Source organism: Stenotrophomonas sp. NY11291 (assembly GCF_023277365.1).
GTDB lineage: Bacteria > Pseudomonadota > Gammaproteobacteria > Xanthomonadales > Xanthomonadaceae > Stenotrophomonas > Stenotrophomonas geniculata.
The window spans coordinates 2,656,974-2,675,047 of the sequence record NZ_CP096975.1 but is presented as its reverse complement, the minus strand read 5'-3'; the positions used below and the strand labels follow the sequence as shown (position 1 = coordinate 2,675,047).

20 protein-coding genes are annotated in these 18,074 nt (G+C 67.5%); 11 read left to right on the top strand and 9 right to left on the bottom strand.

The window, feature by feature from the left end; genetic code table 11:
• Positions 1 to 6: 6 nt before the first annotated feature.
• The 6 genes from copD to dkgB all read right to left on the bottom strand — a co-directional run bounded on the left by copD (position 7) and on the right by dkgB (position 4,474).
• Positions 7 to 891 (bottom strand): copper homeostasis membrane protein CopD, encoded by an 885-nt coding sequence (copD, locus tag M1L61_RS12525; RefSeq protein ID WP_197577944.1) that lies wholly within the window; start codon positions 889 to 891, stop codon positions 7 to 9.
• Positions 892 to 901: 10 nt separating this feature from the next.
• Positions 902 to 1,279, bottom strand: a complete 378-nt coding sequence (copC, locus tag M1L61_RS12520) for a copper homeostasis periplasmic binding protein CopC (RefSeq protein WP_043396147.1) — start codon at positions 1,277 to 1,279, stop codon at positions 902 to 904.
• A 127-nt stretch (positions 1,280 to 1,406) separates the two neighbouring features.
• Positions 1,407 to 1,730, bottom strand: coding sequence for a hypothetical protein (locus tag M1L61_RS12515; RefSeq protein ID WP_043396144.1), 324 nt, complete (start codon positions 1,728 to 1,730; stop codon positions 1,407 to 1,409).
• Positions 1,727 to 2,470: a cyclase family protein gene (locus M1L61_RS12510; protein ID WP_248853558.1), complete on the bottom strand. Its 744-nt coding sequence runs from the start codon at positions 2,468 to 2,470 to the stop codon at positions 1,727 to 1,729. Before M1L61_RS12510 ends, M1L61_RS12515 begins: the two co-directional genes overlap by 4 nt.
• Complete coding sequence (locus tag M1L61_RS12505) at positions 2,358 to 3,659, bottom strand: TIGR03571 family LLM class oxidoreductase (protein WP_248853557.1); 1,302 nt, start codon at positions 3,657 to 3,659, stop codon at positions 2,358 to 2,360. The genes M1L61_RS12510 and M1L61_RS12505 overlap by 113 nt, the downstream gene beginning before the upstream one ends.
• 11 nt (positions 3,660 to 3,670) lie before the next feature.
• A complete protein-coding gene (gene dkgB, locus M1L61_RS12500; RefSeq protein ID WP_043396134.1) occupies positions 3,671 to 4,474 on the bottom strand; it encodes a 2,5-didehydrogluconate reductase DkgB in 804 nt (267 codons plus the stop codon).
• A 118-nt stretch (positions 4,475 to 4,592) separates the two neighbouring features.
• On the opposite strand from dkgB, the gene M1L61_RS12495 reads away from it, so the two are divergent.
• Complete coding sequence (locus tag M1L61_RS12495; protein WP_248853556.1) at positions 4,593 to 5,495, top strand: LysR family transcriptional regulator; 903 nt, start codon at positions 4,593 to 4,595, stop codon at positions 5,493 to 5,495.
• Positions 5,496 to 5,592: 97 nt separating this feature from the next.
• Here the strand turns inward: M1L61_RS12495 and M1L61_RS12490 are convergent, their stop codons facing one another.
• Positions 5,593 to 6,066, bottom strand: coding sequence for a MerC domain-containing protein (locus tag M1L61_RS12490; RefSeq protein ID WP_248853554.1), 474 nt, complete (start codon positions 6,064 to 6,066; stop codon positions 5,593 to 5,595).
• Between the two features lie 32 nt (positions 6,067 to 6,098).
• Between M1L61_RS12490 and M1L61_RS12485 the strand changes: the two genes are divergently transcribed.
• From M1L61_RS12485 to M1L61_RS12450, 8 genes are all read left to right on the top strand, one after another.
• Positions 6,099 to 6,632, top strand: a complete 534-nt coding sequence (locus M1L61_RS12485) for a DUF2796 domain-containing protein (protein ID WP_019337213.1) — start codon at positions 6,099 to 6,101, stop codon at positions 6,630 to 6,632.
• Positions 6,629 to 7,324, top strand: a complete 696-nt coding sequence (locus M1L61_RS12480; protein ID WP_010485429.1) for an ATP-binding cassette domain-containing protein — start codon at positions 6,629 to 6,631, stop codon at positions 7,322 to 7,324. The genes M1L61_RS12485 and M1L61_RS12480 overlap by 4 nt, the downstream gene beginning before the upstream one ends.
• Positions 7,317 to 8,570, top strand: coding sequence for an ABC transporter permease (locus M1L61_RS12475; RefSeq protein WP_010485431.1), 1,254 nt, complete (start codon positions 7,317 to 7,319; stop codon positions 8,568 to 8,570). Before M1L61_RS12480 ends, M1L61_RS12475 begins: the two co-directional genes overlap by 8 nt.
• Before the next feature lie 2 nt (positions 8,571 to 8,572).
• On the top strand, positions 8,573 to 9,124 hold the full coding sequence (locus M1L61_RS12470) for a DUF3299 domain-containing protein (protein ID WP_019337214.1): 552 nt from the start codon (positions 8,573 to 8,575) through the stop codon (positions 9,122 to 9,124).
• On the top strand, positions 9,114 to 9,734 hold the full coding sequence (locus tag M1L61_RS12465) for a DUF3299 domain-containing protein (protein WP_019337215.1): 621 nt from the start codon (positions 9,114 to 9,116) through the stop codon (positions 9,732 to 9,734). The genes M1L61_RS12470 and M1L61_RS12465 overlap by 11 nt, the downstream gene beginning before the upstream one ends.
• Positions 9,734 to 10,480 (top strand): hypothetical protein, encoded by a 747-nt coding sequence (locus M1L61_RS12460; RefSeq protein WP_019337216.1) that lies wholly within the window; start codon positions 9,734 to 9,736, stop codon positions 10,478 to 10,480. The genes M1L61_RS12465 and M1L61_RS12460 overlap by 1 nt, the downstream gene beginning before the upstream one ends.
• A 150-nt stretch (positions 10,481 to 10,630) precedes the next feature.
• A complete protein-coding gene (locus M1L61_RS12455) occupies positions 10,631 to 12,163 on the top strand; it encodes an MFS transporter (RefSeq protein ID WP_248853552.1) in 1,533 nt (510 codons plus the stop codon).
• Between the two features lie 4 nt (positions 12,164 to 12,167).
• The gene (locus M1L61_RS12450) at positions 12,168 to 12,731 is read left to right on the top strand and encodes a TetR/AcrR family transcriptional regulator (RefSeq protein WP_019337218.1); all 564 of its coding nucleotides are present in this window, start codon (positions 12,168 to 12,170) and stop codon (positions 12,729 to 12,731) included.
• Positions 12,732 to 12,825: 94 nt separating this feature from the next.
• Here M1L61_RS12450 and M1L61_RS12445 read toward each other — a convergent pair whose 3' ends face one another.
• Positions 12,826 to 13,707 carry an AraC family transcriptional regulator gene (locus M1L61_RS12445; RefSeq protein WP_248853551.1) on the bottom strand — a complete coding sequence of 294 codons (882 nt, stop codon included), beginning with the start codon at positions 13,705 to 13,707 and terminating at the stop codon, positions 12,826 to 12,828.
• Between the two features lie 106 nt (positions 13,708 to 13,813).
• Here M1L61_RS12445 and M1L61_RS12440 point away from each other — a divergent pair, with 106 nt between their 5' ends.
• Complete coding sequence (locus tag M1L61_RS12440; RefSeq protein ID WP_159360222.1) at positions 13,814 to 14,350, top strand: peroxidase-related enzyme; 537 nt, start codon at positions 13,814 to 13,816, stop codon at positions 14,348 to 14,350.
• 38 nt (positions 14,351 to 14,388) lie between these two features.
• On the opposite strand, the gene fdhD is transcribed toward M1L61_RS12440, so the two are convergent.
• Complete coding sequence (fdhD, locus tag M1L61_RS12435) at positions 14,389 to 15,237, bottom strand: formate dehydrogenase accessory sulfurtransferase FdhD (protein ID WP_057502802.1); 849 nt, start codon at positions 15,235 to 15,237, stop codon at positions 14,389 to 14,391.
• A 244-nt stretch (positions 15,238 to 15,481) separates the two neighbouring features.
• On the opposite strand from fdhD, the gene M1L61_RS12430 reads away from it, so the two are divergent.
• Positions 15,482 to 17,767 carry an FdhF/YdeP family oxidoreductase gene (locus M1L61_RS12430; RefSeq protein WP_248853550.1) on the top strand — a complete coding sequence of 762 codons (2,286 nt, stop codon included), beginning with the start codon at positions 15,482 to 15,484 and terminating at the stop codon, positions 17,765 to 17,767.
• Positions 17,768 to 18,074: the final 307 nt, after the last annotated feature.

The following is an 18,074-nucleotide window of genomic DNA, read 5'->3' as shown; positions in this document are numbered from 1 at the left end:
GATGAGTCATGCCAATGGGTCCAGAGTGCCGAGCACCGCCACGCAGGCCAGCACCAGCAGCGCCAGCACCGATTCGCAGGCCAGGCTGTGGCGAAGTGAGCGCAGCGGCCTGGGTTGCCAGCCGCCGCGGATGGAGACCGCCAGCGCCGGCACCAGCCGCCAGCGATGCAGCGCGGCAAGCCCCAGCATGCCACCGACCAGCGCCAGCTTGAGCAGCAGCCAACGCCCATGTGCGGCGCCGGTCAGGGTCTGTATGGAACCGCCGAGATCGACATAGGTATAGGTGCCGGTCATTGCCAGCAGGGCGACGATGATCGTGCCCGGCACGGCGAAGCTGTGCGCGGCCTGCCACAGTTCGCGGGTACGTTCGTGCAGGCGCAGGCCCTGTGGACGCAGCGCCAGCTGCAGGATGGCGGCGATCGCGCCGGCCCAGGCACCGGCGGCCAGCAGGTGCACGATGCCGGCCACGAGCCGCAACGTCCCGCCGAATCCATCACCGGCGGCGGCGTGACCATTCCAGGCGAGGCTGGCCAGAGCTACCGCCGTGAGTATCAGCAGCGCCAGACGGCGCAGGCCCAGCACCGGGCGATTGACTGCCAGCAGCGGCAGCATTGCCAGCAGGGCCAGGATGCGCAGCAGCCCCGCCTCACCCACCGGCGTACCGGTGAGGAACCAGTGCGCCGTTGCTGGGTCGATATCGGCTGCCGGGATGCCGAGCACGCCCGACAACCGGTTCACGGCATCGATGACGACCAGGATCAGCGCAACCACGGCGAGCGCCAGCGAGATGCCGCGTGGCAGCCCGGGGCGGACGAACAGCAGCCGCCCGAACAGCAGCATCAGTACCAGGTACAGCGCCAGCCGCAGCGCATACGGCGAGAGCTCGGCCATGGCGGCAGCCTTACTTCACGGTGAAGCGGTAGCTGCCGGTCATCGGATGACTGTCCTGACCGACCGCGCGCCATTGCAGTGCGTAGCTGCCGGCGGGCAGCGGCTTGGCGAAACGCGCGCGTAGCGTGTGGCCATCTTCGGAAACGTCCTGCGCGACGGTAGGCATGGCCATCTTCATGCGGCCATGGTCCATGCTCAGTTCGATGCGGGTGGCACGCGGCATCACCTTCTCACTGAACTGCAGCGTGATCTCGGTCGCCGGGGCTACGGTGGCGTCGGCGGCCGGCGTCGAGCGCACCAGGCTGGGATGGGCCAGCGCCAGCGGCGCAACCGCGAGGCCGGTCAGCAGGACAGCAAGGACGGTGGAGCGGAGCAGGGAGCGGGCCATGCGTGGGACACCTGTGGAAGACGTGGCCCACAGGGTGGAGGGCAGCGCCTTTCGCTGCCCTGACCCGCACATTACCGATCTGTAATGTGCGGCCCACTAACAAGGTAGTGCCGGCCGCTGGCCGGCATCACAGCGCGTGCAGCGGCCCCTGCATGCGATGGAAACTGCCATCGGTGGCGGTGAACCAGGCCAGCGAATGCCCGCCCACGAAGTCATCGACATGCACGACCGTTGCGCCATCGGCTTCCTGCCACGAAATGACATAGACCCCTTCGCTGATCTGCTGCCACTCGCAGGCGGCTTCGCCCTGTGCACCGGCATAGGCGCCTGAGACGATGGCGTACTGCACATGGCGGCCATCGGCACTGTACGCGTTGTCTGCCGTCAGGCCGTCATAGCTGACGCGGAAGCGGCGGCCGGCGAACAGTGGCAGGGTGGACGCCGCGTTCATCGGATCGCCACCGGGTTGATGTTGACCTGGGTCGAGCCGACGTACAGCGGCTGGCCGAGCACGAACAGGAATTCCCAGGCCTTGTCGCGCACCAGCGCACGGCTGTCGATCAGCTCCAGGTTGTAGATGCCGCGCTTGGCCAGCATGTACTGGTTGATCGGGAACTCCTCGGCACCGTTCGGGTTCGGGTAGACCTCCGAGGCCCAGGTGTCGCCACCGAAGGCGACGATGCCCTGGTCGGCCAGCCACTTCGCGGCCTCCATGCCGATACCCGGTTCCACTTCCAGGAACTGTTTGTCGTCCTTGCCGATCAGTTCCAGCCAGCCGGTGTTGAACAGCACCACGTCGCCCTTGCGCAGGCTCAGGCCCTGCTTCTTCAGCACGGCCTGGATGTCGGCCACGGTGAACTCGGTGCCGCCGGGCACGATCGCCTTGCCGTAGTGCGCGGTCATGTCCAGCACGACGCCGCGGGTGACCATCGGCGGCACCTTCTCGACGCCGAGCTTGCGCACACCGTCCACGGTGACGAAGTCGGCGGCCTTGTTGCCGTTGTAGTAGACGTTGTCGATGCCGATATGGCCGATGCCGTTGAGCTGGGTGCCAACGCCGGTCCAGGCGTTCACCAGTTCATCGTTGAAGGTGAACCTGTTGGGGCCCAGCGACTTGCCGGCCTGCTGGCCGACCTGCACGTTGTACAGGCGGAAGCTGCGGTGGCGGAACGCGGGCAGGTTCTTGTCCACCGGCACCGCCAGCGGATAGGTCTTGCCGGTCCTGACCAGCGATACCGCGTGCTTGACCACGTCCGTGGTGAGCAGGTTGGCGGCGCCGATCTCGTCGTTGGCGCCGTAGGCAGAGGGGTACCAGTCCTCGGCGGTGGCCTGGAAGGACAGCGGCAGGGTGGCCAGCGCAAGCGCGGCCAGGGTGTTCATTTTCATGGCAAAGCTCCGGTAACTGTCTGGCCGTCGCGGGGGCGGCAAGCGGGGCATGCGGCGCAGCGGCGTCGGCATGGGCCGGGAAGTGCGGCAGCACGTACTCGGCGATCTCGTGGAAGGTCTCGGCCAACGGCCGTTCGTTGCGGCGGAACTGCAGGCCGATGTGGTCGACACCGGCCGCCTGCATGGCGTGCAGCTCGGCCAGCAGGGCGTTGCGGCCGCCGCGCAGGCCGAATCGCCAGCGCTGAAGGGGGGCATCGGCATTGGCCACCAGGTCCAGGTGGATGAAGCTGGCATACGGCTTGTTGCCGGCCACGGCGCGCCAAGCCGCCACGCGTTGCGCATGGTCCTGTGGCGTGCCCGGGTAGGCCAGGCAGCCATCCATGTGCTGGCCGATCCACGCCGGTTGCTGCTGGGCCAGGCCGGCCACGAACAGCGGCAGGGCCGGGCCATCCGCAGGCAGCACGTCCAGGCCCTGCGGCAGGTGCGCGGCGGCGCCTTCGCGCAGCAGTGCGATCTGCTCGCGGAAGCGGCTGCCGCGGGTGTCGAAGTCGCGGCCGAACAGCGGGTACTCCACCGGGCGGTCGCCACTGGCCACGCCCAGCAGCAGGCGGTCACCGCTGAGCCGCTGCACGCTGCGCGCCGACTTCAGGGTCAGCAACGGCTCGCGGATCGGCAGCACCACCGCACCAGTACCCAGCAGGATGTCCTTGGTGATGCCAGCCAGATAGCCGAGGTAACTGAATACCTCGAACACCTGTGCCGCATCACCGAAGGCCGGGTCGTACACCGGCACGTCGCGCACCCACAGCGCACGGAAGCCGAGGCGGTCGGCCAAGCGTGCCAGTTCTGCATGGCACTGCAGGTCCGGTTCGCCGGGCAGGCGTCGCGCGGCGCGTCGTGCCTGTTCGCCCAGCGGCGTCCAGTCATTGTCCAGCGGTGCTTCGATGCCGATGCTGAAACCACCGGCCTGCAACCGGGTCATCGCACTGCCCATGGCCTGGCGCCTCAGTCCCAGGCCGGGGCCAGGCCCGGCGGATCGACTTCGCGGCCGTTGCGGTCAAGCGCGGCGATCGCGGCCATGTCATCGGCATCCAGGCGCAGGTCCTGGGCGAGCAGGTTGCTGGCCAGGTTCTCGCGCTTGGTCGAGGACGGGATGACCGAGTAACCGCGCTGCAGCGCCCACGCCAGCGCAACCTGGGCCACGGTGGCCTGGTGCTTGCCGGCGATGGTGGCCAGCACCGGATCCTTCAGCACCTTGCCGTAGGCCAGGGTCATGTAGGAGGTCACGGTGATGCCCTGGTCCTGCAGGAAGGTGGTCAGTGCCGGGTTCTGCAGGTAGGGGCTCAGTTCGATCTGGTTGGTGGCGATCTCGCCGGCACCGACCACCTCGATGGCCTGCCGGGTCAGCTCGATGTTGAAGTTGGACACACCGATCTGGCGGGTCAGGCCCAGCGTCTTGGCGTCGGCCAGCGCGGTCATGTACTCGCGCAGTTCAACGCCATTGCCCGGCGCCGGCCAGTGGATCAGCAGCAGGTCGACATAGTCGGTGCGCAGCTTGGCCAGGCTGTCGCGCAGGCTTGGGATCAGCTTGTCGGCGGCGTAGTTGTCCACCCAGATCTTGGTGGTCAGGAACAGCTGGTCGCGTGGGACGCCGGATTCGGCGATGGCCTGGCCGACTTCGGCTTCGTTGCCATAGATCTGCGCGGTATCGACCGCACGGTAGCCGACCTCGAGGGCGTTGCGCACCGAGTCGATGACGGTCTGGCCGGTCAGGCGGAAGGTGCCGACGCCAAAGGAAGGAACGCTCATGATGGACTCCAGGGACTTCGTTGGGAGCCGGTGGGCTCGGGACAGGGCGAAGTGTGGGCGCTTTACATTTGTTGATTAAGCTGTGTATACGGGAAACGCTTTTGCGCCGAGGTAAAAAATGAAAACCACCCTGGATGAGCTGAAGGCCTTCGTGGCCGTGGTCGACAGTGGTTCGATCACGGCGGCGGCCGAGGCGCTGGAGCTGACCATCTCCGCCACCAGCCGCACCCTGGCGCGGCTGGAAGACAAGCTGCAGACCACGCTGCTGCGGCGGACCACGCGGCGGCTGGAGCTGACCGAGGAAGGCGCGGCGTTCCTGGAGTACGCGCGCACGATCCTGGCCACGGTGGACGAGGCCGAGGACCAGATGGCCGCGCGGCGGCTGCAGCCGGTCGGGCGCCTGCGCGTGGACGCCGCCACGCCGTTCATGCTGCACGTGATCGTGCCGTTGCTGGAGGGCTTCCGCGAGCGCTACCCGCAGGTCGAGCTGGAGCTGAATTCCAACGAGGGCATCACCGACCTGATCGAGAAGCGCACCGACGTGGCGTTCCGCATCGGCGTGCTGCGCGATTCCACCCTGCATGCGCGGCCGATCGGCCACAGCCGCATCCGCGTCGTCGCCAGTCCCGAGTACCTGCGACGGCATGGCACGCCGACACGCGTGGAGCAGCTGCGCAAGCACGATCTGCTGGGCTTCACCCAGCCCAGTTCGTTGAACGAATGGCCGCTGCACGATGCCGATGGTGGGCCTTTCGTGATCGAGCCGGCGATCGCTTCATCCAGTGGCGAGACACTGCGGCAGATGGCGGTGGCCGGGCTGGGCATCGCCTGCTTGTCTGATTTCCTGACCCGCCAGGACCGGCGTGATGGCCGCCTGGCGCAGCTGTTTGCCAAGCAGACGCAGGAGGTGCGGCAGCCGATCAATGCGGTGTACTACCGCAACACCGCGCTGGCCGCGCGCATCACCTGTTTCGTCGACCACGTGACGCAGACGCTGGGACAGCGACCGTTCGACGAATAGAGAAGGGTAGAGCCGGCCGCTGGCCGGCTGCCGGAAGTGCATCAGTAGATCCACGCCATGCGTGGATGGTGTTTTTCCGTCCGGCCAGCGGCCGGCACTACCGTTTGCGCAGCGCCCGTCGGTTGCCGATGTGAGCGAACGCCAACAGCACGCCACCACATGCCGTGGCCACGCCATGCCAGAGCAGCGATTCCTTCAGCGGCAGGTACAGAGAGGCCGACAGCAGCAGGATGGCGCCGGCGCAGGCCAGCTGCACAGGCCGCCAGCGCCGATGCCGGTGCACCCCGGCCGAGGTACTCGCCAAGGCCAACGAGGAGGCCAGCAGCGCGAACAGCCATTCCCAGCGCGACATCATCAGCAGCAATGTCATCGCGCCATGGCCGGGATGCTGGAACGAGCGCAGCGCCATCATCGCTGCCGGCACGAAGGCCAGCAGCAGGGGCAGGGCGATGCAGTGGGCGGCGCAGGCCAGGGACAGCCAGGCACCGGCAAGATCGAAGCGGGGGTGCCAGCGTGCCGAAGTTGGCGGCTGGGCCAGGGCCCTTGCGGGGGTCGTGGGAATGTGGTCCATAATGTTACATAGTAACAATTGGAGTCTTTCCCATGAAGCTTCCCGCTGCTCTTTTCATGCTGCTGGCTGCCAGCGCCGCGCAGGCCCATGACATCCGCCAGCACGCACCGCATGTGCACGGCCAGGCGACCGTCGATGTTGCGCTTGAACAGCAAACCCTGGAATTCGGCCTTCAGGCCCCCGGCATCGGCATCCTCGATTACGAGCGGCCGCCGGCCAATGCAGCCGAGCAGGCCGCGCTGGCACGGGCGACGTCATTGCTGAAGGGCGGCAACTGGGTCACCTTGCCCACCGCTGCGGGCTGCCGTCTGGCCACCAGTAAAGCCGATGCGGAGGGCTTCGACGCGACGGCCGCCGCGCCGCCGCCGGGACAGCACCGGCACGCAGGTTTCAGCGCAACGCTGCAGTACCACTGTGCCAAACCTGCCGCGCTGCGCGCCATCGTCGTGCGCCTGCCCGTACTTTTCCCGGGCCTGCACGAAGTCATCGTCAACAGCGCAACCGCCAATGGCCAAAACCGCAGTGTGCTGACGCCCGACAACCTGCGCGTGGTGCTGGCACCGTGAGCGCGGCACCGGTGATCTCGCTGGAAGACGTGCAGTTCGGCTACGGCACGCGGCTGGTGCTGGACATCCCGCGGTTGTGGGTCGAGCAGGGCAGCAGCGTGTTGCTGCGCGGAATCAGCGGTGGCGGCAAAAGCACCCTGTTGGGCCTGCTGGCGGGCGTGCTGCTGCCCGGCAAGGGCCGTGTCGAGGTGGCCGGCCACGCACTGCAGGACATGGGGGGTGCGGCGCGGGATCGTTTCCGTGCCGACCAGCTGGGCGTGATCTTCCAGCAGTTCAATCTGCTGCCGTTCCTCACCGTGCGCGACAACATCGCGCTGGGCCTGCGCTTCTCGCGCCTGCGCAGCGCACGCATCAGCGGGCCGCTGGATGCCGAGATCGCCCGCCTGCTGCAGGCCCTGCAGCTCAATCCTGAGCTGATGCAGCGGCGGGCGGGTACGCTCAGTGTCGGCCAGCAACAACGCGTGGCGGCAGCGCGCGCCCTGATCGGCCGGCCGGCGTTGCTGCTGGCCGATGAGCCCACCTCGGCGCTCGACCGCGAAGCGGCGAGCGCCTTCCTGCAGCTGATGTCCGCGCAGTGCCAGGCGGCCGGCACCACGGTGCTGGTGGTCAGCCATGACGACAGCCTGCAGCCGTTGTTCGATCGCACCATTTCACTGTCCGAGATCAACCAGGCAGGTGCCGGCCATGCTTGAGCTTGCCTGGGCCAGCCTGCGCAGCCGCGCGTTGAGCGTGGGCCTGACCGTGCTGGTCATCACCCTCAGCGTGGTGCTGCTGCTGGGCGTCGAGCGTGTACGCACGCAGGCGCACGAGGGGTTTGCCAGCACCGTATCGGGCACCGATCTGATCGTCGGTGCGCGTTCGGGACCGGTGAACCTGCTGCTGTATTCGGTGTTCCATATCGGCGACCCGACCAACAACGTGTCCTGGCAGTCCTACCAGGAGCTGTCCGCATTGCCGCAGGTGAAGTGGTCGGTGCCGTTGTCGCTGGGCGATTCCTGGCGCGGCTACCGGGTAGTGGGTACCACTGGCGGCTACTTTGAACACTATCGTTATGGTTCCGGCCACGCGCTGGCCTTTGCACAGGGGCGGCCCTTCGATGATCTGTATGACGCGGTGATCGGCGCGGAGGTGGCTCGCGCGCAGAAGGTCGGCCTCGGCGACGAGATCGTGCTGGCGCACGGCACCGGCGCGGTCACGCTGGCCACGCATGCCGACAAGCCGTTCCGCGTTGCAGGCATCCTGCAGCGCACCGGCACGCCGGTGGATTCGTCGCTGCTGGTCTCGCTGCCGGCCATCGAGGCGATCCATGTTGACTGGCGATCGGGCGTGCAGCTGCGCAGCCAGAGCGTCAGCGCCGAGCAGGCGCGCCACCTGGACCTGACCCCGACCAGCATCACCGCCTTCATGCTCGGCCTGAACTCGCGCATCGCCACGTTCTCGGTACAGCGCAGGATCAACGAGTATCCGGACGAGGCGATGCTGGCGATCCTGCCCGGCGTGACCCTGCAGCAGCTGTGGCAGTCGCTGGGCACCGCCGAGCGAGCCCTGCAGCTGATCAGTGCAATGGTGGTGCTGCTGGGCATGGTCTCGCTGGTGGCGCTGCTGGTCTCCACCCTGCAGGAGCGCCGGCGCGAGATGGCCATCCTGCGTGCCACCGGTGCGCGACCGGGCTACATCGCGGGCCTGCTCGTGGTGGAAGCGGTGGCGACCAGTGCGGTGGCCAGCGTGCTGGCCCTGTCGCTGCTGGTGGTCGCCAGCATTGCCGGGCGCGGCTGGGTACTGGCCACCTTCGGTCTGTCGATCACCCATGTCTGGCCGGATGGCCGTGAACTGGCATGGGCAGCGGGCGTGCTGCTGATCAGCGCCGTAGCCGGGCTGGTCCCGGCGTTGCTCGCTTACCGGCGCACCTTGGCCGATGGCCTTTCACCGGGAGGTTGAGCATGCGATGGATGCGGGTAGTGGCAATGGTGCTGGCGCTGGCCGCCTGTGAGCGGCCGGTGGATACCGGCGTACAGGCCTTGCCACCCTCGCCGGTCGTCGACCGCGATGACCCTGCAGGCGCTGTGGAGCAGGAGCTGGACTGGTTGCAGATGATGCCGAAGGACGAGCTGGCCGCACTGGAGCGGGGCGAGGGCCCGGAGGTCGAGCACAACGGCAACCGGCGCATGCCGCAGTTCGGCACCTTCCGCACGGTGGACACGGTCCTGCAGCGGCCGGTGCGCCTGCCGGGCTACGTGGTACCACTGGCCAACGCGCAGGACGGGCGGCTGACCGAATTCCTGTTCGTGCCGTACTACGGCGCCTGCATCCACGTGCCACCACCACCACCGAACCAGATCGTGCACGTGGTGCTGCCGCGCCCGATCGAGATGCCGGACATGTACTCGCCGTTCTTCCTGGCGGGCACCCTGCGCGCCGAACGGTTGGATGACGATCTGGCCGGTTCGGCCTACACCATGCGTGACGCAGAGCTGAGGCCCTATGAACAGTAGTCACCTGTTGCTGGCGTTGGGATGCCTGTGGTTGGCAGGCTGTACGGCGCCGGGCGGCGATGCCTTGGTGGTCGGGCCACAGGACAAGCCGACGCCCTCCGCCACGGCCGAAGCCCCCATCGACCGTTGGGACGCGTTGCGGCCCGACGAAGTGACCTACCAGCGCCCACCCCCGCAGATTGGCCTGTCACGCAATGGCATGGAGGGCGTGGGCGGCCTGATCGACGACACCGGCTCGGGCACGCCACCGGGGCTGGAGATCGACCATTCCAGCCCGGACCGCGCCAAGCAGTTCGGCTCCTCGCGCGTGGTCGACGCTGTCGACGGGCGCGCGGTGGACCTGGATGGCTACGTGGTGCCGCTCGGCACCAACGATGCCGGCCTGGTCGATGAACTGCTGTTCGTACCGTTCTATGGCGCGTGCATCCACGTGCCGCCGCCGCCGCCGAACCAGATCATCCATGTGACCCTGGCGACGCCGATTGCGCTGGGCGATCTGTGGGATCCGTACCGGCTTGCCGGCCGCCTGCAGGTGAAGCGTTTCGACGCGGATATCGCCAGCGCGTCCTACGATGCCGCGGCGGCGACGCTGACGGCGATCCGCAACTGATGCGCAGGCGCTGGCTCATGGCTGCCGGGGTGCTGCTGGGCGCGGTGGTGCTGCTGGTGTGGTGGCAGCGGCAGCGCGCACCCACCGCGCCGCCGGCGGTCGCGTTTCCGGCACCGGCGTCCGATGCCAGCCAGCGTATCGAACAGCGCCTGGCCGATGACCACACGTTTCGCAACGACGTGCTCTTCCTGCTCGCAGCAACATTGCGCGACCGCTGCCAGCCGGCGCAGGCCGGGCTGCTGGCGCGCATGGCCAATCGTGCATCGCTGCCGGTGCTGGCGGCAGTCAGCGCGGTGACCCAGCAGGACCCATCGCTGGATCGGCCGATCTACCAGTACATCCAGCATCGCGCCGATGCGACGCAATGCGGGCAGCCGCTGCAGATGCCGCTGGCCGGTGGGCGCCGCATGGCCGTGGACATCGAACAGTACGCGCGCACGTTCCCGGACAGCTACTTCGACCCGCAGCGCAGCAGCGAACCACGCGATTTCGGTGGACTGTCGTTGCAGCAGCGCGCCGGCAACGCCTGCAACAGCGTGGTGTACTCGGTGCTGCCGTTGGGTGGTGTCGACTGGCGTTGCAGCAGCCTGCGCGCGAATGCCCGGGCGCGGGTGCGCGGGGTATGCGAAGACGAGCTGCGGCGCCAGCATGGGGGGACTGGTGGGGAGCTGGACATGGCCGTGGGGCAGGGCATGCAGGCGGCGGTGGTATCGGCGATTGCCGCGCTGCCGGAAGACTGCCGGTGATGATCCCTGACGCCGGCCACGGCCCGGCATGAGGGGCACGACAACATGAACATTGCCCGGGCCCCAATCTGAAACGGCGGCGCTGTTTTCATAACTATACAGGACATCCTGTATAGTTATGATCGTACTCCACCCCCATCAGGTTCTCCCATGGCTTTGTCCCAGCCCTTGGCCGGTGCTCCGGCCCTGTCGCGTGCCCGTCGCTGGGCACTGTTGTTCACCGTCGCCGCTGGCCTGCTGCTGGTTACGCTCGACAACTCCGTGCTCTACACCGCACTGCCCACCCTGACCGAGGAACTCTCGGCCAGTGCCGGCCAGGCACTGTGGATCATCAACGCCTATCCGCTGGTGATGGCCGGCCTGCTGCTGGGTGCGGGCACGCTGGGCGACCGCATCGGTCACCGGCGCATGTTCCTGATCGGCCTGGTGGTGTTCGGCGTCGCCTCGCTGGCAGCGGCGTTCGCTGACACCGCAACGCAGCTGATTGCCGCGCGTGCATTCCTGGCGATCGGTGCGGCTGCGATGATGCCGGCCACGTTGGCGTTGATCGGACTGAGCTTCCACGAAGAACGCGAACGCAACATCGCCATCGCGATCTGGGGTTCGGTCGCCATCGTCGGTGCGGCGCTCGGCCCGATCATGGGCGGCTGGCTACTGCAGCACTTCTGGTGGGGCTCGGTGTTCCTGATCAACGTGCCGGTGGTGGTGGTCGCGTTCGTGGCCACGCTGCTGCTGGCGCCGGAAGGACAGCGCGACACCTCGCGGCCATGGGACCTGGTGTCGTCAGTGCTGGCATTGGCTGCACTGTCCGGCCTGGTGCTGGCGATCAAGTCGCTGATCGCCACGCCGCCCTCATATGCGCTGGGCGCAGCCGCGCTGGTGTTGGCCGTCATCAGCGGTGCGGCGTTCGCGCGCCGCCAGCAGCAGCTGCCGTACCCGCTGCTGGACTTTGCGATCTTCCGTAATCCGGCGTTCCTGGCCGGCACACTGTCGGCGGTGTTCACCCTGTTCGCGATGGCCGGCCTGCAGTTGGTCACCACGCAGCGCTTCCAGCTGGTGGCAGGTTTCACGCCGCTGCAGGCGGGCCTGCTGGTGTCGGTGGCGGCACTGGGCAGCCTGCCCAGTGCGCTGCTCGGCGGCAGCATCCTGCACCGGGTGGGCCTGCGCCCGCTGATCTGTGGTGGCCTGGCCGCAGGTGCGCTGGGCGTCGGCGTGGTGGCGTTCGGCTTCCCGCACGGCCTTGGTTGGGTGGTCGCAGGCATGGCGATCACCGGCTTCGGCATGGGTTCGGCCATCTCGGTGGCGTCCACCGCCATCCTCAACAACGTGCCGGCGCACCGTGCGGGCATGGCCTCGTCGGTGGAAGAAGTGTCCTATGAGTTCGGTGGCCTGCTGGCGGTGGCGATGCTGGGCAGCCTGAGTGCCGCGATGTACAGCGCGTTCCTGCCGGTCTCGGCTGACATGCCGGAGCTGGCCCGTGAAGGCTTCACCCAGGCGCTGCATGCCGCGCGCGAGAGCGGGCAGGGCGAGTGGTTCGTGCTGGCTGCGGCGGCGTATGACCGCGGCTACCAGATCGTGCTGTTGGTGATCACTGTGGTGCTGGCGCTGGGCGCGGCGGTTCTGGCGCGGCTGCTGCGTGGCCGCGTTGGCAGCCGCGAGGGCGCGGCCGATCGCGTAAAATGAAGCGATGAGAACCAGCAAGCGCGATCGCATCCTCGACGCCGCCGTCAACGTGATCAATCGTGACGGCGTGCGCGCGGTGACCTTCGAGTCGGTGGCGGCCGAGGCCAAGCTGACCCGCGGTGGCCTGCTGTACCACTTCCCGTCGCGCGAGGTGCTGCTGCGCGGCATCGACGAGCACCTGGTGCAGGCCTGGGAAACGTCGATGGAAACGCTACTCGGCAAGCGCGCGGATGAAGCGACGGCATTGGAGCGCTACCAGACCTTCGTGCGTGTCTCGGCGCAGAGTGCCACCCGTGCCGAACTGATGTTCATGCTCGAATCGGCCGACCCGGACGCCGATGAGCGTCCGTGGGGGCCGGCGGTACGTCGCTGGGCACCGCTGCCGCCGGAGGCGGGTGCAGCGGAAGATAGCGCCGCGCTCGACAATTTCGTGGCGCGGCTGGCCGCCGATGGCCTGTGGATCTACGAGGCGATGTACGAAGGGCAGCTGGATGAAGGCGTACGTGCCCAGGTTGCCGAGCGCATCGCCGGGCTGCTGGCGAAGCCTGATGGGTCACCGCACTTGTAGCGTCGAGCCATGCTCGACTGCTCTTCGGTCAGGCAACGAAAACCCCGCGCTTCGCGCGATAGCTGACCCGCGGTCGACTCTACCCGCTACCTATTTACCCAGCCGGCGCTGCGCTCGCCGCCAACCACGCCCGCGGCGAGACCCCCAGCCGCTTGCGGAACGCCTTCGACAGCGAGGCGGTATCGGCAAACCCCACCTCGATCGCCACCTGCTTGACCGCCACGCCGGCCCGCAGCTGCGCGCAGGCCAGGCTCAGCCGCCAGTCCAGCAGATAACTGGCCGGCGTCGCCTGCATGACGTCCTTGAACACGGCCGCGAAGGCACTGCGCGACATGCCGGCGGTCGCGGCCATGCGCGGCAGCGTCCAATCGTCCTGCGGCGCCTGGTGCATCGCCACCAGCGTACGGGCCAGCCGCGCATCCGACAGCCCCCGCATCAACCCATGGCTGACGCCGGCCGCATCCGGGTGATCGACCACCCAGCGCAGGATCTGGATCAGCGCCACCTCGAACAGGCGGTTGGTCAGCAGCCGTGAACCGCATCGCTGGCGATCGGCCTCGGCGAACAGCAGGTGCAGGGTGTCATCCAGTTCGCCGATCGCGGCCAGTGGCACCACCATCACCGGCGGCAGCGACTGCACGATCGGATTACGCGCGCCGCCATCGAAATCCAGCGTGGCGCAGGTGAAATCCGGGCCATCCAGCGGTGCATTGAAGAACACATGGTGCAGCGGCTGCGGATACAGCAGCAGGCTGGGTGTGTCGATCTTCAACCGGGGCAGCGCGATATCGCCGCCTGGTTGGCGGACCTCCATTTCACCCTGGCGCAGGATGTGCAGGAAGGCACGACCGGGCTGCGGCTCGAAGACATGGCGCCCGCACAGCGGACCGCTGTGGAACAGCGCGGCCTGCACCCGGAAGCGTTCCAGCAGGGAGGAGAGACGGTCGGGTGGGGAGGTATCGGTGGGCGTGCTCATGGATGAATGGACAACATGTGTGGCTGATTGCGCCTGAATCGTCCAGCGAGTCTACCTAGGATGAGCGGGTCGTCCAATCCCGGGCGCTTTCCCAAGGAGATCCACCATGTCCCGTGTCCCCCTGATCGATGCCGCCAACACCACCGCCGACCGCGAGGCCCTGCTGGGTCAGGTCCACGCTGCCTTCGGCGCCACCCCGGCCATGTTCCGCGCCGTGGCCAACTCGCCAGCCGCCCTGCAGAGCATGTGGGGTTCGTTCGGCGCGCTGGGCGGCGGTCGCCTGTCGCCGCTGCTGGGCGAGCAGATCGCCGTGGCCATCGCCAACCGCAATGCCTGCGAGTATTGCCTGGCCGCACACACCGCGCTGGGCCGCAAGGCGGGTGCCAGCAGCGAGCAGATGGCCGCTGCACAGATCGGTCAGTCCAGTGACCCGGCTACCGCCGCTGCCCTGGACTTCGCGCTGAAGGTAGTCGAGCAGCGTGCGCAGGTCACCGATGGCGATGTGCAGGCGCTGCGTGCGGCCGGCTTCGACGATGAGCAGATCGTTGAGATCCTCGCCCACGTAGCGCTCAACCTGTTCACGAACTACGTCAACGTAGCGTTCGACGTGCCGGTGGACTTCCCGAAGGTGGCGCTGCGCTGAGCTGTGCCAGACCGGGGGCGTCGTGCTCCCGGTCGTTCTCAGTCGTCCCGGTTATCGTTCGCCTGCAGCCGCTCGGGATGGGTATACACGTTGAATCCGCGCTCCCGCGCGAACCCGACCAGGCACAGGCCTGCACTACGGGCAAGGTCGATCGCCAGCGCGGTCGGTGCCGAGACAGCAGCCAGTACGCTGACGCCGGCCCGTACGGCTTTGCTGACCATTTCGTAGCTGGCGCGGCTGGAAATCACCAGCAGCCCCCCCTCGATCGTGTGTTCATTGTGATGCAGGGCGCCGATCAGCTTGTCCAGCGCGTTGTGGCGGCCGACGTCTTCGCGCACCCAGCCGATGCGACCGCTGGCGTCGGCCCAGGCCGCGGCATGGGTCGAACCGCTCACCGCATTCATCGGCTGATGCTGCACCAGCGTGGCCAGCGCCCGTTGCAGGGCTGCTGGCGGGTAGGTTCGCCGTTCGCGCACCTCGGGCAGCGGCCGCAGCACTTCCTCCAGCTGACGCGTGCCGCACAGGCCGCAGCCACCGCGGCCGGGCAGCAGGCGCCCGTTGGCCGGATCCAGGTCGGCACCGGGTGCATCCTCGGTCACGGTCATCTGCAGCTCGATGCCTTCCAGTTGCGGTCGTACCTCGATGGCCAGCAATTGGGCAGGTGTAGCGATCAATCCCTCGCTGAGCGAGAACCCCAGCGCAAAGTCCTCCAGGTCGCAGGGTGTGGCCATCATCACCGCGAAGGCGGCGCCGTTGTAACGCAGCGCCACCGGCACTTCCTCAGCCACCACGTCGACCAGCGGCTGTTGCCCCTCGCTGCGCCAGCGCTGCAACGGGCGCAGGGCCGTGCCGGCAGGCGGGGTGTGCGGTGGGGTCGAATCAGGCATGCAGCGCGTCCGGACTAAGGAGATACGCAGGTGGTGGATCACCCATGGCGTCGAGAATAGCGCAGTGGCCATGCGCTGACGCGGGTGTAACCGTTGTCATGGCAGGCTGCGCTGAAAACAGCGTGCACCCACTGGCGAAGCCGTGCAGGCCGTGTTTGACTGTGGGGCTGGCCGTGCGTTGGAAAGCACCGCCGGACCGCGTTGTGCCCATTGTTACCGCGTTCCTCCCGCCAGGTTCCCGAACATGTCCGAGCAGAAGCCACCGCGTTACAAGCCGTACAACCAGCCGGCCGGTGGCTGGGGTGCCGCCGGTGCCACGGCCAAGGTGCTGCTGCAGCAAAGCGTGATCGGCAAAGGCTCGAAGGCGTTGCTGGCGATGAACCAGCCGGGTGGCTTCAAGTGCCCCAGCTGCGCGTTCCCCGACGCCGACGAACGCAAAAAGCTGGAGTTCTGCGAGAACGGCGCGAAGGCGCTGGCCTGGGAGGCCACCCAGTTCCGCGCCGGCCGCGAGTTGTTCGCCCAGCACACCGTTACCGAACTGATGGCGCAGACCGACTACTGGCTGGAGATGCAGGGCCGGCTGACCGAGCCGATGCGCTACGACGCAGCCACCGACCACTACGTGCCGTGCAGCTGGGATGATGCCTTCGCGCTGATCGGCCGCCACCTGCAGGCGCTGGACAGCCCGCACCAGGCCGAGTTCTACACCTCCGGGCGCACGCCCAATGAAGCGGCGTTCCTGTATTCGATCTTCGTGCGTGAGTTCGGTACCAACAACTTCCCGGACTGCTCGAATATGTGCCACGAGCCGACCAGCCGCGGCCTGCCGCCGGCCATCGGGGTGGGCAAGGGCACGATCGTGCTGCAGGATTTCGAGCACGCCGAGGCGATCTTCGTGATCGGCCAGAACACCGGCACCAATTCACCGCGGATGATGAGCAACCTGGTCGAGGCGCGCAAACGCGGCATCCCGATCGTGGCGGTCAATCCGATGCCCGAGCGCGCGCTGATCCGCTTTGCCGAGCCGCAGGACGTGGTGCAGATGGCCACGTTCGGTTCGACCGAGATCACCAGCGAGTTCGTGCACATCCGTATCGGCGGCGACCTGGCTCTGATCAAAGGCATGATGAAGGTGATGTTCGAGCGCGAGGCGCAGGGCGAGCGCGTGCTCGACCATGATTTCCTGTCAGAACACACGGTGGGGCTGGAGGCGCTTCGCGAAGACGTGATGGCGCAGGACTGGGACGAGATCGTGCAGGTGTCCGGCATTTCGCAGGCGCAGATCCGACGCTGTGCGGAGATCTACATCCGCTCCAAGGCCACCGTGATCTGCTACGGCATGGGGCTGACCCAGCACCAGTATGGCTCGCGCCTGCTGCAGCAGGTCGCCAACCTGCTGATGCTGCGCGGCAACTTCGGCAAGCCCGGTGCGGGCATCGGGCCGATCCGTGGGCATTCCAATGTGCAGGGCGACCGCACCGTCGGCATCGACGAGAAGCCCAAGCCGGCCTATCTGGACCGCGTGCAGCAGGTGTTCGGCTTCGATCCGCCGCGTGAGCATGGCCATCATGTGGTTGAATCCATCGAGGCGATGCTGGACGGCAGCGCCAAGGTGTTCATCGGCCTGGGTGGCAACTTCATCCATGCGGTGCCCGATACGCCTCGCGCGTATGAAGCGATGCGTGGGCTGGACCTGACCGTGGGCATCGCCACCAAGCTCAACCGCGGTCATCTGGTTCATGGCCGCGATGCGCTGATCCTGCCGGTGGTGGCGCGCTCGGAGCGCATCGTCACGCCGGCCGGCGATCAGTTCGTCACCATCGAAGACGCGATGTCGAACGTGACCGCCTCGCGCGGCGTGCTCGAACCGGTCAGCACCGAGGTGCTGCCCGAGGTCGAGATCGTCTGCCGCATGGCGATGGCCGCACTGCCAGACAGCAAGGTCGACTGGGCGCGGTGCATGCACGACTATGCGCCCATCCGCGATCTGATCGCTGCCGTGTACCCGGAGATCTACACCGGCTTCAACGAGCGCATCCAGCAGCCACACGGCTTCCATCTGGACATTCCGCCGCGCCGCCGCGTCTGGCCCACGCCCAATGGCAAGGCCAACATCCTGGTGATGCCCGGCCTGGACGTGGACGATCCGGTGCACGATCCGGACATGTTGCGGTTGGCCACCGTGCGCTCGCACGACCAGTACAACACCACCATCTACAGCTACAACGACCGCTATCGCGGCGTGTACAACGATCGCATGGTGCTGTTCATGAATATCGAGGACCGGCTGGCGCGCGGACTGCAGAAGGAGGCGCTGGTCAGCCTGGAGACGATCAGCGGCGATGGCGTGCAGCGGCGCATCGAGGGCCTGACCGTGCTGGACTACCCGATGCCGCGCGGCGCGCTGGCCGGTTACTACCCGGAGCTGAACCCGTTGTTGCCGCTGGACTACTACGACCGCATCAGCGGCACGCCCGCCGCCAAGTCGATTCCGGTGCGGGTGCAGGCGATGGCCGCGGCGATTGCGTAGCGCGCATCGGCTATCATCGGCGTGTGAACCTGTCTGGCCTGCTGCTGCGATGGATGTTGCTTGTCGCCCTGGTGCTGAATGCACCGGCGCTGGCGCTCGCCGCGTCTTCGTACAGCGGCCCTGCCAGCCAGGACCATTGCGTTGCACCGCATTCGGCGGCCATGGCCGGATGCTGCGACGATGCAGCATCAACGGTCTGCCAGAGCAATGAGTGCGAATGCCCGCCGGCCAGCCTCGGCATGCTCGCCTCCCTGAGCGGAACGCCCGCCTCGCCATGGCGTGAGGCGCCTTTGCCAGCCAGCGCCCA